Annotated in this window: 11 protein-coding genes; 5 read left to right on the top strand and 6 right to left on the bottom strand. The window is 61.1% G+C overall.

Annotated features, from left to right (window positions below):
* Nucleotides 1-83: 83 nt before the first annotated feature.
* From KJA79_RS08490 to KJA79_RS08470, 5 genes are all read left to right on the top strand, one after another.
* Nucleotides 84-3,800 carry a DUF4347 domain-containing protein gene (locus KJA79_RS08490; RefSeq protein ID WP_213041607.1) on the top strand — a complete coding sequence of 1,239 codons (3,717 nt, stop codon included), beginning with the start codon at nucleotides 84-86 and terminating at the stop codon, nucleotides 3,798-3,800.
* A 153-nt stretch (nucleotides 3,801-3,953) separates the two neighbouring features.
* Nucleotides 3,954-4,811 (top strand): HDOD domain-containing protein, encoded by an 858-nt coding sequence (locus KJA79_RS08485; RefSeq protein WP_213041606.1) that lies wholly within the window; start codon nucleotides 3,954-3,956, stop codon nucleotides 4,809-4,811.
* A 242-nt stretch (nucleotides 4,812-5,053) separates the two neighbouring features.
* Nucleotides 5,054-5,749: a VIT1/CCC1 transporter family protein gene (locus tag KJA79_RS08480; RefSeq protein WP_213041605.1), complete on the top strand. Its 696-nt coding sequence runs from the start codon at nucleotides 5,054-5,056 to the stop codon at nucleotides 5,747-5,749.
* Nucleotides 5,750-5,794: 45 nt separating this feature from the next.
* Nucleotides 5,795-7,564 (top strand): SagB/ThcOx family dehydrogenase, encoded by a 1,770-nt coding sequence (locus KJA79_RS08475; protein WP_213041604.1) that lies wholly within the window; start codon nucleotides 5,795-5,797, stop codon nucleotides 7,562-7,564.
* A gap of 59 nt (nucleotides 7,565-7,623) precedes the next feature.
* Nucleotides 7,624-8,481: a hypothetical protein gene (locus KJA79_RS08470; RefSeq protein WP_213041603.1), complete on the top strand. Its 858-nt coding sequence runs from the start codon at nucleotides 7,624-7,626 to the stop codon at nucleotides 8,479-8,481.
* 132 nt (nucleotides 8,482-8,613) lie between these two features.
* On the opposite strand, the gene KJA79_RS08465 is transcribed toward KJA79_RS08470, so the two are convergent.
* The 6 genes from KJA79_RS08465 to KJA79_RS08440 all read right to left on the bottom strand — a co-directional run bounded on the left by KJA79_RS08465 (nucleotide 8,614) and on the right by KJA79_RS08440 (nucleotide 16,081).
* Entirely contained in the window at nucleotides 8,614-9,057 is a 444-nt protein-coding gene (locus KJA79_RS08465; RefSeq protein WP_213041602.1) for a VanZ family protein, read from the bottom strand.
* 124 nt (nucleotides 9,058-9,181) lie between these two features.
* Entirely contained in the window at nucleotides 9,182-9,547 is a 366-nt protein-coding gene (locus tag KJA79_RS08460; protein ID WP_213041601.1) for a response regulator, read from the bottom strand.
* A 188-nt stretch (nucleotides 9,548-9,735) separates the two neighbouring features.
* The gene (locus KJA79_RS08455) at nucleotides 9,736-12,858 is read right to left on the bottom strand and encodes an efflux RND transporter permease subunit (RefSeq protein ID WP_213041600.1); all 3,123 of its coding nucleotides are present in this window, start codon (nucleotides 12,856-12,858) and stop codon (nucleotides 9,736-9,738) included.
* A 7-nt stretch (nucleotides 12,859-12,865) separates the two neighbouring features.
* Nucleotides 12,866-14,029, bottom strand: coding sequence for an efflux RND transporter periplasmic adaptor subunit (locus KJA79_RS08450; RefSeq protein ID WP_213041599.1), 1,164 nt, complete (start codon nucleotides 14,027-14,029; stop codon nucleotides 12,866-12,868).
* Between the two features lie 39 nt (nucleotides 14,030-14,068).
* Entirely contained in the window at nucleotides 14,069-15,325 is a 1,257-nt protein-coding gene (locus KJA79_RS08445) for a TolC family protein (protein ID WP_213041598.1), read from the bottom strand.
* 258 nt (nucleotides 15,326-15,583) lie between these two features.
* Entirely contained in the window at nucleotides 15,584-16,081 is a 498-nt protein-coding gene (locus KJA79_RS08440; protein WP_213041597.1) for a hypothetical protein, read from the bottom strand.
* Between the last annotated feature and the right edge of the window lie 232 nt (nucleotides 16,082-16,313).

The raw sequence follows: 16,313 nt of genomic DNA, 5'->3' as shown, positions 1-16,313 counted from the left end.
TTCAGCTCGTGTAACGCTAATCCGATGAAGACACAGGGGAATTGGAATCTGAAGGCGGGGCAAGGATGGGGTGGTTCGGCTTCATGAACAAGCAATCAGGCGACGACGCGAATGCGCGCAAGTCTTCCGAGTCTTCGAAGCCACCGCCGACGAAGAGCTCGTTGACGTCGTTGTTTCTCTCCCTCGAGCAGCGCTTGATGTTCGATGCGGCTGCGGCAGCTACCGCAGCCGAGGTTGCCGGTGAAGCGGTCGCACAGGAACAGGCCGACGCGGCCGTCTCCGCGGACGGCCCGGCAGAGGGCTCAGCCCACGATTCACACGAGGGCCATGAGGTGGTCGACGCCCTGGAGACGTTTCTGCCTGAGAAATCTCCGGCTGAGATCGTCTTTGTCGATCCGACCGTGCCGGACTATGCCACGCTGCTTGCCGGAATCACTCCCAACATTGAAGTGGTCATGCTCGACGGCGGGCAGGATGGGATCACGCAGATGGCCGATGTCTTGTCGAGTCGCACGGGGATCGACGCCATTCACATCATCTCGCATGGTGAAGCCGGCACGTTGCAATTGGGCACGGGCACGCTCAATGCCGAGACCATGTCCGGTCACTACGCGGAAGAACTTTCGACCATACGACAGGCGCTCTCGGAGCAAGCCGACATTCTGGTGTACGGCTGCGATTTTGCCGCGGGTGAAACCGGGCAGGACGCCGTCGACTGTCTCGCGCAACTCACGGGTGCCGACGTGCAAGCCAGCACTGATGTGACCGGTCATGCCTCACTGGGTGGAGATTGGGATCTCGAAGTGCGAACCGGCGCCATTGAAGCCCGCATCGCGATTGATGTCCAGGAACAGACAGACTGGGTTGGGTTACTGGCGGCGCCGGTATTGGATGCCACAAGGAGTCCCACTCTGAATGCCGTGACCGAGGATGCCGGCGCACCGTCAGGATCGGTGGGTACACTCGTGTCCTCGCTCGTCGATTTCGCCGCGCCATCGGGGCAAGTCGACAACGTGACCGATGCAGACGGCGGGGCGCAACTCGGCATTGCGATCTCGGGTGCGAATACCAGCAACGGGACCTGGTGGTACAGCATCAACAATGGTTCGACATGGAATGCGCTGGGGGCCGTCAGTGACGGGAGTGTCAGGCTCCTGGCCGCCAATGCGAGTACGCGGATCTATTTCCAGGCGGATGCGAATTACAACGGCACCGTGAGTGATGCGATTACCTTTCATGCCTGGGATCAGACGAGTGGAACCAACGGTGGAACGGCCGATCTGACCGCGACATCGACGGTGCGGGACCAGTTCAACACAGTCTCCTATTCCAACAATAACGGGACGGTCAATTGGGGCGGGTCCTGGCAAGAGATCGGCGAAAGCAACGGGACGGGCAGCGGCATGGTCGTCGTGAATAGTTACGCCGGTCTGTCAGGGAATTCTCTGCAGATTGAAACCGATTTCCTGTCCCGTGGGGCGAGTCGGCACGTTGATCTGAGTACCGCCACTTCCGCCACGCTTTCGTTCGACTATATCCGCCAACATGGCGGCGGTACCAAAGGCGCTGTATCCGTGGAGGTCTCTAACGGCAAGGCTTGGACCAATCTTCAGACTTTTTCGATCGATGCGACGGATGCCTCGGCGCAAAGTGTGAAAATCGATATCAGCGCATACGCCAATGCGAATACCCAGGTTCGATTTATCGTCACTGGAAGCGACTCCATGGGACGGTTGCACGTCGATAACATCGAGGTGACCGCAAGCGGCATCGGTGGAGGTGCGAGCGCGTATAGTCACGCGGCCGACACGGCCGCGTTGACGGTGACTGCGGTCAACGATGCGCCGACGGATGTGAGTTTGTCCGCCAATACCGTGGCGGAAAATGCCGCGAACGGGACCGTGGTGGGGACGGTCAGCGGGACGGATACTGACAGCGGCGACACGAAGACGTACAGCTTGACGGACAGCGCCGGGGGCCGCTTTGCGATCAACAGCGGGACGGGGGTCATCACGGTGGCCAACGGGACCCTGCTGAACTACGAAGCGGCCACGAGCCATAGCGTGACGGTGCGGGTGACGGACCGGGGCGGGCTGACCTACAACGAGACCTTTACCATCAACCTGACCAACGTCAATGACGCCCCGTCGGGCACCACGGCGACGGTCACGCTCACCGAAGATACGTCCCATACGTTCACCAGCACGAACTTCGGCTTCAGCGATGCGGACGTGGGCGACAGCTTCAGCGCCGTGCGGATCGATACGGTGCCGACCGCCGGGCGGCTGACCCTGTCGGGCGTGGCGGTCACGGCGGGGCAGGTGGTGTCGGTAGCGGATCTGACGGCGGGGAACCTGGTGTTTACGCCGGCGGCCAACGCCAACGGGACAGGCTACGCCCGCCTCACGTTCTCCGTGCGGGACAGTGCCAATGCCTATGATCCCACCCCCAACACCCTCACCCTCAATGTTACCGCCGTCAACGATGCCCCGGTTCTGGTCGTGAACAGCGGAAGCACGGTCGCCGAGGGAGGCACGGATATCATCGGCAGCAGCGAGTTGGCCGTGTCCGACGTCGACCATGGCGCCGCACAACTGACCTATGCTATCGGAACCGGTCCTGCGCATGGCCGGGTTGAATTGACGACAAGGCCGGGTGTGCCTGCGACATCCTTTACGCAGGCGGATATCGCGGCCAATCGCCTTGTATACGTCCACAACGGATCCGAAACAACCAGCGACAGTTTTACCTTCACCGTGCGGGATAGAGCGGGCGGCGCCTTGGCGGCGACAACAGTCACCCTCACCATTACGCCAGTCAACGATGCGCCGACGATCGTGAGCGACGGCGGCGGGGGCACCGCCGCGATCAACGTGGCGGAACATGTCAGCGCGGTCACGATGGTGGGCGGCAGAGATGCCGATCTCCCTGCGCAAACGCTCTCCTATAGTGTGAGCGGCGGCGTGGATCAGGCGCTGTTTACGATTGATGCTGCGACCGGCGCCCTAAGCTTTACGGTTCCACCAGACTTCAGCGTGCCCACCGATTCGAACGGGGACAACGTCTATGTCGTCCAGGTCCGGGTCACCGATACGCAGGGCGCGAGTGTGACGCAGACGCTTCACATCACTGTGACGGACGTCGCCGAGAGCAGCGTGCCTGCGGGGCTGCCACCGTCCCTCGTCCCAACCACTCCACCGGCTGTTCCCACGCAGACTCCGGTTCTTGCCCCGCTCAACCCGGTTGTGTCAGGGCCTGTGATCGAAGCGGCTGCCCCCGGCGCACGGTTTGCGGATGGCGAGTCGGGCGTTCGATCGGCGTATCAGATATCCGGAGAAGCGCCGTTCAGGCCGGAAGCGCTGCGCCCGGGCGAAGCCTCGACTCGCGGGGTGGATGGCGAGGGGAGAGTGAACGATCAATCTGCGCCGGTGCCGCCGGTTACGCTCTCCGCAGAAGACACTCCTGTGAACGGGCAGGAAGCAGGACGCTCACCAGACGTGCTGAGTGAGCTGCTGTTTGCCAAATTGGATGCGGTGATCGAGGAATTGGAACAAGCGGTAGCGACTGATGTCGCTCAGCAGATCTCTATGACCAGAATCGCCGCCGCGGCCGGTGTGGTGTTGTCCGCCGGGTTCGTCGCGTGGGCCCTGCGCAGCACGGCATTGGCGACGAGCCTCTTTGCGACGGTTCCGGCCTGGCAGACCGCCCATCCCCTTCCGGTCCTTGCCGCGCATCGCCGCGAGCGAAAAGAGCAGAAACGCGAACAACAAGATGTCGCGCGGGAGGAGCCGGTCGAGTAACGGGGGCTGTGAGAGGAACCGGGCGGCACCAGAGTCTGATCCGTCCTCCGACCCCAGCCCCGGCTTTAGAAACGAAGGATCCAAGCCGATACAGGTAACCGGGGACTTTGCAACCGTCGCAGGCGCACCGCGTCGCAAGGAGGATCGTCTATCATGGCATCGGCGCAAGAACTTGTTCAGTCCTGCTCAAACGTCTTTACCCTCCCGGAGATTTACTTCCGCGTCCGCGATGTCGTCGACAATCCCGATTCCACCATGGATGATCTGGCGCGCGTGCTCAAGATGGATCCGGGAATTTCAGCCCGCATGCTCAAAATTGTCAACAGCCCACTCTACGGATTTCCCAAGCAGGTCGATACGGTGACCCGCGCCGTGAATTTGCTCGGCATGCAGGCAGTGCGTGATCTGGTGACCGCGACGACGGTCGGTCGTAGCTTCAGCGGCATGACGGTGCAGATCATGGACCTCTCGGCCTACTGGCGGAAAAGCGTCCTCTGCGCGTTGATGGCGGGCAAGATCGCCAAGGCCTGTGGTATCGAAGATAGCGAACGGTTTTTCATCGAAGGGCTCCTGCGGGACATCGGCCACCTCGTGCTCTATCAAACGATTCCGGAACGCGCGCAATCGGCCTTGATTGAAGCGGGGAACCTGGGAGAACCCTTGGCGGAAGTCGAGCAATCCAATTTCGGGTGTGATTTCACGGAGGTCGGCGCCGAATTGATCCATTCCTGGGGCATGCCGATTCAAATCGAGCAGGCGATTCGCCATCAGTTGGCCCCGGAAGAAGCCGGCGACTATGCGCTGCACGCCTCCATGGTGCATCTTGCCGGCGCGGTGGTCGACCACGAAGAGCTGCACCCCGCGCAGGCGCCGCAGGATGTGTCCTTTCGGGCGGCGGCCTTACAGGCGACCAATTTTAAAGCGGAAGAGCGGCCTGCGTTACTCAAGGAAGCGACGGAGCAGTTGCAGGAGACCGTGAAGTTGTTCAGCCCTGTGGCGATGGCCGCCTAGCCCCTCTATGATTCGCCGGCGGCGTGACTCGGTGTCGGGACGCGTCGCCGGCAGACGAAATTTCCTTTCAGAACCTCCCACGTTCCTTTCTCCCGGTTCCTCTCGCGATGCACGCAGAGACGGCCGTCGGCCACCAACCCTGTGGATCGCCACGGGTGACTCGACAGGCAGTCTCCTCGCTCTCCTTGACCGCCGCGCTCAAGACGCGTACACAAGCAGCCTCACCCGGAAGGAGAGCTGTGATGACTCACGCGCCTCATACGGAAACACATTTCACCGCGACGGCAACGGTGCGCGACATTGTGATCGGCATGGCCGACGGGTTGACGGTTCCCTTTGCCCTGGCGGCAGGCCTCTCAGGCGCGGTGACCTCCTCCGCTCTGGTGGTGACCGCAGGCCTGGCGGAGATCGCCGCGGGTTCAATCGCGATGGGCTTGGGCGGGTATCTGGCCGGCAGGACGGAAGCGGAACATTATGCTGCGGAACGGGTGCGGGAATTCCGCGAGACCGAGCATATTCCGGAACGGGAGGCCGAGGAGGTGTACGAGATCTTTCGCGGGTATGGTTTGCAGAAAGAGCAGATCGTGCCCCTGGTCGAGACGCTCCGGGCCGATCCTTCGCGCTGGGTCGATTTCATGATGCGCTTTGAGCTGGGCCTGGAGGCCCCGGACCCGGCACGCGTGCGCATCAGTGCCTGGACGATTGCGCTCGCCTATGTCGCGGGGGGGATTATTCCCTTGCTGCCCTATATGCTGGTGCACGACGTCCAGACCGCCCTGTGGTGGTCGGCGGCCGTGACCCCGGTCGCGTTATTCCTGTTTGGATATGTGAAGAGTCGATTCACGGGGGTTCCGCCCTGGCGTGGCGGGTTCCAGACGGTGATGGTCGGCGGGTTGGCTGCGGCAGCCGCCTTCGGGATCGCCCGGTTGATCGGTTAACCGCACGCGTTTACTTTCTTTCCTCTGCCTCGTTAGACTGCGGGCATGGGTACCGAGCCGTCTTCGCCCGTCACATCCGCCCAGCCGACCGCGACTGATCCTATCGATCGAGTCATCGCTTATCACCTTCGAACCAAACATCATTTTAATCGATACGCGAAGTCGTTGGGGTTTTTGGATTGGGCGAATCAGCCCAATCCGTTTCGGCGGTTCGAGGGGACGCAGCTGATCCGGTTGCCGCTGTTGAATCCGAAAGACGACCTGCTGTCGCCGTCCTATGACGCCATCTATCAGCCAGGCGCAGTGGCCTCGCAGCCATTGACCATCCGGACCATCTCACGATTTTTCGAGCTGGCGCTTGGGCTTTCGGCGTGGAAGAAGGCGGGCGAGTCGGAGTGGGCGCTGCGTAATAATCCTTCCTCAGGCAATCTGCATCCGACGGAAGGGTATGTGGTTCTTCCACCGATGGATGCATCGGCACTGCGGCCGGGCCTCTATCATTATGCTCCCAAGGAACATGGGTTGGAGTTGCGGATTGAGTATCCTCCTGAACAGCTCACGAGGCTGCTGGCCGAGTTTCCGTCCGGGGCCTTCCTGTTCGGCCTCACGTCCGTGCATTGGCGCGAAGCCTGGAAGTATGGCGAGCGGGCATTTCGTTACTGCAACCACGATGTCGGGCACGCGCTTGGCTCTGCGAGGGTCGCGGCTGCCGCCCTGGGGTGGAAGATGACTCTGCTCGACGGGGCGGATCAAAACCAAGTGGCACGGGTGCTGGGCACGCATCGGGCGGAGGACTTCGGCGAGGCCGAACCGGAACATCCCGATTGCCTAGCGGTGATCTGGGCGGCGGAAGGCGTGAAGCGTGAAGCGTCGTTTGTGCAGCGCGCAGAGTCAGCCGCAATCCCCTTGTCTCTCGATCCAGAGCTGGTGAAGGAGTTGACGGCCGGAGCATGGCATGGCAAGGCCAATCGGTTGAGTCGGGAGCATGGCGTGCACTGGGATGCCATCGACGAGGCTGCGGACGCTTCGTGGAAAACCAGCACGGAACATCGAAGCCTTTCGCCGGCACCGCTTCCATCGGCGCGCTTAGACGGGTCTCAAGGGGCATACTCGGGACAGGAGGCCGGTACGATCATCAGGCAGCGCCGCAGCGCCGTCGCCTTCGATGCTCGGACGGCCATTTCTGCCGCAACGTTGTTTCGTATGTTGCAACGGCTCATGCCGCAAGCCGGTACGCCGCAGCTCAATCGTCCCATGCCCTGGGATCTCCTACCCTGGGAGCCGGCGATCCATCTTATGCTGTTTCTCCATCGGGTCGACGGGTTGGCGCCGGGACTCTATCTGTTGGCACGTGATGCGGAACAGCTGCCCTTGCTGAAACGCTCGATGAATCCGGACCTGGAATGGACTCCGGCCCCGGGCTGTCCGGATGATCTGCCGCTGTACTGGCTGCTGCAGGGTGATGCGCAACGTCTCGCGGCCCAAGTCAGTTGCCATCAAGGCATTGCAGGCGACAGCGCATTTTCACTCGGGATGGTGGCAGATTTTGAGGGCCGCTTGCGGCAGGGGGGTGCCTGGTGGTATCCACGAGTGTTCTGGGAAGCCGGCTTGGTCGGCCAGGTGCTGTATCTGGAGGCTGAGGCGGCCGGCGTGCGTGGGACCGGGATCGGCTGTTTCTTCGATGATCCGGTTCATGAGATCGTCGGGATCAAGGACCTAGCGCTGCAATCGCTCTATCACTTTACGATCGGCGGCCCGGTGGACGACGGGCGGCTGTTGACATTGCCTCCTTATTACCACCTCCAAGGTGAGTGACTGCACAAGACCGGTTGCGCACGGGAGTCTTACGACGAGAGACGAGGAACGCATTCATCATGTTCAAGATTAAGAAGAAAATCGACAAGCCCAAACCGCCGATTTTGTATAACGTGATCGAGGACTACTCGGAGTTCGACGCGCCAGGAAACGTGACCGTCTGTGCGATGACCCTGCCGGAGAACCTGCCGGGCCATGCGAAAATCCTCTCGGAAAGTTACGAGGTGCCGCTGGAGCAGATGATGCAACTCCTGACGGATGGGGGCGTCTACGTCTATCCGCAAGTCGGCGGGTTGCTGACGCGCGGACTCTTTGCCTGTCGTGTGGATGCGAGCGGCGAGACTCCGAAACAGACCTGGGTGTTGGATCTCATGCAGTTCGCGGAAGCGGAGCAATTGGCTCGGGCACGGTCCCTCACGCTGATGGAAGCGGCCACGGAGGTGTTCTATCGCACCCTTCCGGAAGAGCTTAGAACCAAACTCGCGAAAAAAAATCTGGGGCTCGACTACCGGACGCTGGATCGTGCCGTCGCGAAAGGCGGCGACATCAAGTTTATCGACTTCCGCAAGGACTGGTCTCCGCACTTCAAACGGCTCTGCATCATGCCCGACGGACGTCTCGTGGAAACGGGAGGATTGGAGGAGTTCGCACAACTACACCAGATTACGGCGGCGCAGGCGAAGAAGCTGGTCGAGGAGGGCGGGACGATGGAGGTGGCCGGCGGAGAAGTACTTGCCTGCCAGATTGTGAACGGCCAGCCGGCCGTGGCGCGCTTCAGTGCTAAGAACTATAGCAAGGCCAAAGAGTTGGTCGCCACCAAGGGCCTGCACATCATGGACGCATTAAGCGAAGTAGCCTACAACGATGCCATGATGATGCGGACTCTGCAGCGGAAGGATCTGGGCGCTCGAATTTAGCAGTCTGCAGGGTCCGCTTGTCCGCGCCCCCGGACGCTACTCACCGGGGCCGGGCGCGCCCCCGTGTCACACCTGCAGGGCTTTACCGGCTTCCCCCCCCGATCAATTTCGGCAGTTGTGCAGGGGTATTTGCTACGACGCAGGTTCCACCGCCACAGCTGTTCTTCTGAGATAGTACGCTCCAAGTTTCATCCCGATATACGCACCCAGAACATTGTTCAGCAAATCAAGGAGTGATGTGCTCCGGTTGTGACAATACACCTGGTAATACTCAATCCCGAATGAGAGGGTGAAGGCCATGAGCATGAGCAGGCCTGGAGAGAAGGGTTTGTCAGCGTCCCCGCGCAGGGTGTACAGCAGGCCGAAGGGAACAAAGAGGATGACATTGGCGACGGCGTCGACGCCTAGATCCAACAGGATAGCGGGGGAGGCTAACTGATCCGGCGTCGGGACCCAGCGAATATATTGCCAGTGGGCATGGCCGACGAAATTATGGAGGGGAAGGATGCCGACAAGTAGGATGAGGATGCTCCAGGCAAACCACAAAACCGATGCGCGAGAGGAGATTAGCGACACGAGAGCCTGATGGTGGCGGTCCGCTGCACGGTTGATTCTTGCAGAATCGGCGGCAGCGTTTCCAGTAGTTTTTCCTGTTGGAATGATCGCGGGGCGCCGCCACGCGGGTGGCCGGGGAGTGAGATTACTTCTGAGCCAGTTCCGCTTCGACCGCGCTGAGCATTTCCTTCAGATCGAAGGGTTTTTCAAACGTGCGGTGTGCGCCGAACAACCGCGCGATGTCCAAAAAGTTGCGATCTCCCTGCGCGCCGGTCATGGCGATGATCTTGGTGTCCATGTACTCACGGGTCAGCTGCAACGTGGCTTCCAGTCCATCCACCTCCGGCATCAGCAAGTCCATGATAAGCAGATCGGCTTTATGCTTCTGGTAGAGATCCAACGCCTCGCGTCCATCCTTCGCTTCGACGACTGTATGCCCGGATCGCTCCAGGACCTCCCGCAAGAGGCCGCGGATGGAGGGTTCGTCGTCGATTACCATGATGGTCGCCATAGCTACTCCTCAGGAAGATGTCAGGTTGCCGTTTCGGGAGAGGGGCTGCTCCAGGGAGGAGCTTGCCTGCAGACACCTCAACTCGTAGAAGAAGCTTACCGCCGGGAGGAAAGTCTGTCCAGAAAAGAGTCGGAACCAGCGTGAAATCGACCGGCTGTTCGGACGATTCGTATTGATTCCGCAAGGGCTTACGAACCGGCATCGCCGTTGGATGCGCGGGGAGCGCCAGGGGTTGCCTTCCGTCTGTCCTGCACCGCAACGTATGAATAGATCGCTGGAATGACGAGCAGCGTGAGCGCTGTGGAGGTCAGCAGGCCGCCGATCACCACGGTGGCCAGCGGCCGCTGGATTTCCGCACCCATACTCGTGGCCAGGGCCATTGGGAGAAACCCCAGGCTGGCGACCAGGGCCGTCATCAACACGGGTCGCAGGCGATCCATCGCACCCTGGATGACGGCCTGATCCGTGGGAGTACCCTCCGCTTCAAGGTGACGGATATGACTGACCAGTACCACGGCATTGAGGACGGCAATGCCGAACAAGGCGATAAAGCCGATGATCGCGGAGATGCTGAGGGGCAACCCCCGCAGCCACAACGCCAGAATCCCGCCCGACAGGGCCAGCGGCACATTGAGGAAAATGAGCAGGGCAGGCCGCAGCGTGCCGAAGATCACGGATAACATTCCCAGAATCAGCATGAGAGTGACCGGCACGATCATGGCCAGACGTTTGCTCGCCTCCTGCAGATGTTCGTATTGTCCGCCCCAGATCAGCTCATATCCTGGCGGTAGCGCGACCGCCTGGGCGACGGCGCGTTGAGCCTCGGCCACAAAACCGCCGAGATCACGACCGCGAATATTGGTTTCCACCACGATCCGCCGCTGCACGTGCTCGCGGCTGACCTGTGCCGGACCGGAATCGAGCAGAATGTTGGTCACGCGTGAGAGTGGGACAAGTTCTCCATGCATGGTCGGTATGAGCAGACTGCCCAGAGAGCCGGGATCACGGGAGACACGTTCCGATAACCGCACGACCAGCTCGAACCGCCTGGAACCCTGCACGACGGTTCCCACGACCGTGCCGACCCTGGTTGATTGGATCAGGGCGAGCACTTCCTCGGCCGTGAGCCCGTAGCGGGCGATTTCCGCGCGATCGACAATGACACGTAGCAATGGGAGTCCGGCGACCTGTTCGACTTTGACATCCGCTGCGCCCGGTACGTGTTGAAGCGTCCGTGCCGCACGTTCGGCCTGCTGTTTCAGCACTTCGAGATCCGGGCCGAAAATTTTGACCGCGAGATCGGACCGCACTCCGGCAATCAATTCGTTGAAGCGCATTTCGATCGGTTGGGTGAAACTGAGCCCGACGCCAGGCACCTGATCGAGGATCTGCTTTCTCATCGCGTCGATCAGTTCGTCGCGGCTGTGTGCCGTGACCCAGTCGTGCTGGGGTGTCAGGATGACGAAGACGTCGGACATTTCGACACCCATGACATCCGTCGCCACTTCCGGGCTGCCGGTACGTGTGACGACCCGCGTGACTTCGGGAAAATGTCGCAGGACCCGTTCGATATCCAGTGCAGTGGTAACCGATTCGCTCAATGAGATGCTCGGGAGTCGCCACACTTGCACCGCGAGGTCCCCTTCCTCCAGGCGCGGGACGAATTCGATTCCCAACCTGCTTCCAGCCAGGAGGCTGACGGCAAAGAGCCCGACCGCGATCGACGCGGGCAAAACGGGGCGGGACATGGCCCGCTGCAGCCACGGCGCATAGATCCGCCTCAACCCGCGAATCACGAACGTGGCCTCCGTAGCGGGTTTGGGCCGCAAGAACCAAAAGGACAATAATGGCGTGACCGTTAGGGCGACGAGGAGGGAACCGGTCAGAGCCATGATGACCGTCACTGCCATCGGGCGGAACATTTTTCCCTCGATGCCGGTCAGTGCTAGGATCGGAACGTACACGAGAATGATGATCGTCACGGCCAGCGTCATGGGACGCAGGACCTCGCGTCCCGCGGCCAGCACTTCGTTCAATCGTGCTTCCCGAGTCGGCGTCGGTCTCTCTGCCAGTCGCCGGAGGATGTTGTCGATCATCACAACGGAGCCATCGACCAGAAGTCCGAAGTCGATCGCACCAAGGCTCATGAGATTGCCGGAAAGTCCCGCCTGCATCATGCCGATGAAGGCGATCAGCATCGCGAGGGGGATGGCGGAAGCCACGATGAGCCCCGCACGCAGATCGCCCAGAAACAGAAAGAGGACGGCAATGACGAGGAGGCCGCCCTCCAGTAGGTTATTGCGTACGGTCTGCATGACCTTCGAGACGAAGATCGTACGATCGTAATAGGGTTCGATGGTGACGCCGGCGGGCAGGGTAGCCTGAATGTCCTGCACGCGTGCCTTTACCCGGGTGACCACCTCCTGGGCATTCTCCCCGGCGAGCATCTGCACCATGCCGATCACGGTCTCGCCCTCGCCCATGGCCGTGGCGGCTCCGATTCTGAGCGCCGAGCCCTCTTTCACCTCGGCGAGGTCGGCAATGTAGATCGGCACGCCGCCTGGCCCATGGGCCACGACAATCCGGGCCAGGTCGCTCACCTGCGTGGCGAGGGCTTCTCCCCGAATCAGCAATTGCTCACGCTGATGCTCAATGTATCCACCCCCGGCAAGAGCATTGTTGCGCTGCAGGGCGTCAAACACCTGTTTGAGCGACAATTTGAACGACAACAATTTCGACGGATCGACGAGGACATGAAACTGCTGAGGCTCGCCGCCCCAGATATTGACCTCGACCACGCCGGGCACGGCGCGCAACTTCATGCCGACGTCCCACTGGAGAAGTGTTCTCAGGGCCATCGGACTGTAGCCGCCACCTTTAACTGTGAATTGATACACCTCGCCCAGCCCTGTCGTGAGCGGCCCCATCATTGGGCGGCCATATTCTGCCGGAATGCGTTCCACCGCCTGGGCCAACCGTTCTGCAACGAATTGCCTGGCTCTGTAGATGTCCGTCCGATCGTCGAAGATGGCTGTCACGGCGGAGAGGCCATACCGTGAAATGGACCGCAGCTCGCGCAGGGCCGGCAGGCCGTTTAATGAGGCTTCGATGGGAAATGTCACGAATTGTTCCACCTCGACCGGCCCCAGCGCGGGGGCATGCGTGAGAATTTGCACCTGAACCGGCGTCAGGTCGGGAACCGCGTCGATCGTGAGGTGCGCGAACGACCAGAGGCCGGAGCCGATCACAACGGCGATGGCCACGAGGGTAAAAAACCGATAGCGGAGCGAAAAGGTCAACAGATGATTCATGCGCGCCTCATTCGCCCGAGCCGATGTGTTCTTTCAGCAGCACATTTTTCAGATCAAACACGCCGTTGGTGACGATACGGTCGCCTTCCTGTACGCCGCGCCGGATTTCGATCCAGCCGCCGCCCTCTCGGCCGGTCTCGATCGGCACGAACATGTAGCCCTCTCCGGTTTCGATGAAGAGCCCATGGGTGTTCTCGATGGTGGTCATGGCGGTGATGGGAACGCTCAGCACCGGAGGACCGGACCAGACGAGCGCTACCTCCACATATTCGCGTGGCTTCAACTCTCCCTTGAGGTTGGCTACTTCGAACCTCACGCGAATGGTTCGGGTGGTCTCGTCGGCGACCGGCGCAAGGTAGGTGAGGGGTGCGACGACAGCGTCGCCGCCCTTCGGTGTAATCGTGCCGGAGTCGCCTTCCTTGAATTTACGAGCCTGTTCGATGGGCAGATTGGCAAAGACCCAGACGCGGCCGGTATCGACGACTTCAAACAATTCGTCACCGGGCGCGACCCCCTGTCCGCGCACCGCGTTCTGAGTGACCACGGTGCCCGCAATGGGGGCGGTGAGGGTATAGAGATGCCGCTCTTCGTGTTGTCCACGGTCGAGTTCGGCGGTGGAGACTCCCATGTTGGTGAGTTTTTCGCGGATGTGTTGGAACCGCGCCTGTGTTTCCAGGTACAGGCCTTTATCCTCGATCAGCTTGCGTTCCGTGACGATGTCGTCTGCGCGCAATTTCTTGGTCCGGCGAAAACTGTTTTCCGCCACATCGGCCTGTGCCTTCCCGACCAGGTATTCCTCGATCAGTTGATCGAGCTGCAGGCTGCCGATGGCGATGAGCGGCTGGCCCTTTTTCACCCGATCACCCAATTGCACGTGGATCTGCTCCACCTGGCCGCCGATGCGGGACGTGATCTTGGCCACCTGTTTGAGGTCGAGGGCGACCTCGCCGGGGGCGGTGACCTGTTCTGGAACGGCCCTTAGGGCGGCAGGCTCGGTGCGGAGGCGCGCCTGCACGGCCGGTGGAGGATGAATGGCGCTCTTCTTGCCGGTCGCCGCCGGTGTCCCTCCGCTCGTGGCTGCTTGTGGCGGCTGGGCTCCCTGGTCGTTGCAGGCCGAAAGCAGCCAGAGCAGCGCGGGCACTATCCCGATCGCCGTCAATCGTCTAGTCATTGCCGCACTCCAATGGTCGGTTCACTCTGCGATCAGCATTCATAATGAGGTTCCCAGCGCACGCTCCAAACGGGCCAAGGCGATGGAGAGGTCGGCCCGCACCTGGGCATATTCGAGTTGGGTCTGTCGGAACACCCGCTGCGCGTCCAGCACGTCCAGGAGACTGGCTGCGCCATGGCGGAAACTCGTGCGTGCCACCGTCAGCGTCTGCTCGGCCTGTTTCAGTAAACCGCTTTCGAATAGGGAGAGCTGCTCCTGCGCCGTGCGCACCTCCTGAGTATGTTGGGTGATGGCCTGCTCCAATTCCTGTTGCGCCCGCACGCGTTCCGCGTCGGCCCGATGTTTGGCGCCCAGTGCGGATTGAATTTCGCCTTGTCGCCGGTACCATAGCGGAAGGGGCAGGGCCAGGCCGGCAGTGACGGATTCGTCGCCCGCCTCGCGATGGTAACTGCCGATTACGCTGACATTGGGCACACGGGCCTCGCGCTCGAAGCGCAGTGTGTGGTCGGCCTGCTCCTGTAGTTTGCTGACACGTCGAATGGCCGGGTGTTGTTCCAACGCCTGCGTCGCCAACCCGTCTGTCTCAATGCCCTGCTTGGGCCGGTGAAAGTCGCCTCGAACGGAAAAGTTCTTGCCGAGTGATCCGGCAGTGAGGGTATTCAGCCGCGCCTTGGCCACCAGTAACGCATTGTGTGCCCTGGCCACTTCCTTCTTGGCCTTCTGTACTTCTACTCCGGCTTTCAAGGTATCGAAGGAGGTGGCCTCGCCTGCTGCCACACGCGCTTGCACTGTGCGCAAGACCTCTTCCACATTCGCGACATTCTGGGTGGCCAGCTCGACATCGCGTTGGCCGAAGAGGAGGTGATAGAACGCAATTTTCACATCGGCGAGTAACGAGAGGCGGGCGTCTTCCAGGGCGGCGTTGGCTCCGGCCACACCGGCATCGGCTGCCTCCTGGCGAGCCTGGCGTTTGGCCGTCCATTCAAGGGGTTGTTCCACGGTGAACGTCCGCTCGGTGACATGTGTCCCGGTACTCGGGTCACGAATCGCGCCGCGCCCGGCAATGCCGGTGATGGAAGGATTGGGATAGGCACCGGCCGCGATCTGTTGGCCCTGGCTTTGTTTGACAAAGCCCTCGACTCCGGCCAGCGTGGGATTGTGCCGCATGGCCAGGGCAAGAATGTCGGGTAGTGCGTAAGCGGTGGGGCTGGTTTCTCCGGCCCAGGTTGTCTGGTCAGGCAGGCCAAGCCCGGCTGCGCCGAACATAACGATGGAAAAGAGCACACGACAGATCATGGACGTTTCCTCCCTGTGCGTGATATCGCGATAGAGGGTCAAACACACGATGCTTGGCAGGATGCGGAACACGTCCGCTAGGGGCGTCCTCACCTCACTCCGGGGTTCACCGTGCCGCGAGAGCGCAATTCGCCTGCTCGCTTGCGACGGCCTTGCTGGGCAGCCCTTTCGCGCATTCCTGCCTTTGATCTGAACGCAAGACTGCACGTGGAGCCCCGCGTGGACTGTGATGCGACGAGCGAGTGTTTTCGCAACCTGTTAGGCGATGGAGAGGGACGGGGGTGCACGTGCGGGAATATCGACGAGGGCCGGCGTGAGAGCGGGAGGAGACCAATTATCCTCGTAACGCTGGTGATGGGGTACAGGATCGGGGCGCAGGTGATGGGCAAGAACGAACACCTGCGTCGACGTAGGTTTGATCGGTTTGCGGTCGGTTGCGTCGTTGAGAAGGGAGAAGCTTAATTCGGGATCCGTCGTCCAGGTCTGCGGCCCCCCGGTGGAGAACGTAGGGCCTGTTTCCTCGCCGGCCGGTGACGTCGACCCTTCCTGAGGTTCGCCGAACTCGCCCTCCAAGTCACCCGAGAAGACGGTATGGATAGCCATGGCATGCACATGTCCGGCCTCTCCATGATGCGGATGGGTCTCGGGGTGAATATGAAAGAGGGGAAGTGCGAGCAACCACAACACCGCCCACCCACGCAACAGGTGGTCGATTTGAGGACATCGCAGGGAGAGGTTCTGCACGAGAGATCGCATGGTGAGCAAACGCTATCATAGGCGGATCATCACATCAAGCAACGGTATGGAAGCGAAACGGGCGTGACCGTCACTTCCTTGGGCAATGCACCTTCTTCGAACGCGGCCTTCTGTCTACGCCAGACTTGAACTTAACTTCCCTGTTGTGCGCATATGCACGGGTGTGCGTGGATGCACGTGACTCAAGGCGGGGGGCTTGTGGCCGTCCGGACTGGCAACAAGTTCGTTCCCT

It is taken from the genome of Nitrospira defluvii (assembly GCF_905220995.1).
In the GTDB taxonomy this organism is placed as follows: Bacteria; Nitrospirota; Nitrospiria; order Nitrospirales; family Nitrospiraceae; genus Nitrospira_A; species Nitrospira_A defluvii_C.
Note: the sequence above shows the minus strand (reverse complement) of the source record. Positions and strands in the feature narration are given on the sequence as shown.

What these genes read in the sequence shown, in the direction of transcription:
- KJA79_RS08480 (WP_213041605.1), top strand. Translation starts at nt 5,054, where the DNA reads ATGACTCACGCGCCTCATACGGAAACACATTTCACCGCGACGGCAACG.
- KJA79_RS08440 (WP_213041597.1), bottom strand. Translation starts at nt 16,081, where the DNA reads ATGCGATCTCTCGTGCAGAACCTCTCCCTGCGATGTCCTCAAATCGAC.
- KJA79_RS08485 (WP_213041606.1), top strand. Translation starts at nt 3,954, where the DNA reads ATGGCATCGGCGCAAGAACTTGTTCAGTCCTGCTCAAACGTCTTTACC.
- KJA79_RS08490 (WP_213041607.1), top strand. Translation starts at nt 84, where the DNA reads ATGAACAAGCAATCAGGCGACGACGCGAATGCGCGCAAGTCTTCCGAG.
- KJA79_RS08475 (WP_213041604.1), top strand. Translation starts at nt 5,795, where the DNA reads ATGGGTACCGAGCCGTCTTCGCCCGTCACATCCGCCCAGCCGACCGCG.
- KJA79_RS08470 (WP_213041603.1), top strand. Translation starts at nt 7,624, where the DNA reads ATGTTCAAGATTAAGAAGAAAATCGACAAGCCCAAACCGCCGATTTTG.
- KJA79_RS08460 (WP_213041601.1), bottom strand. Translation starts at nt 9,547, where the DNA reads ATGGCGACCATCATGGTAATCGACGACGAACCCTCCATCCGCGGCCTC.
- KJA79_RS08445 (WP_213041598.1), bottom strand. Translation starts at nt 15,325, where the DNA reads ATGATCTGTCGTGTGCTCTTTTCCATCGTTATGTTCGGCGCAGCCGGG.
- KJA79_RS08455 (WP_213041600.1), bottom strand. Translation starts at nt 12,858, where the DNA reads ATGAATCATCTGTTGACCTTTTCGCTCCGCTATCGGTTTTTTACCCTC.
- KJA79_RS08450 (WP_213041599.1), bottom strand. Translation starts at nt 14,029, where the DNA reads ATGACTAGACGATTGACGGCGATCGGGATAGTGCCCGCGCTGCTCTGG.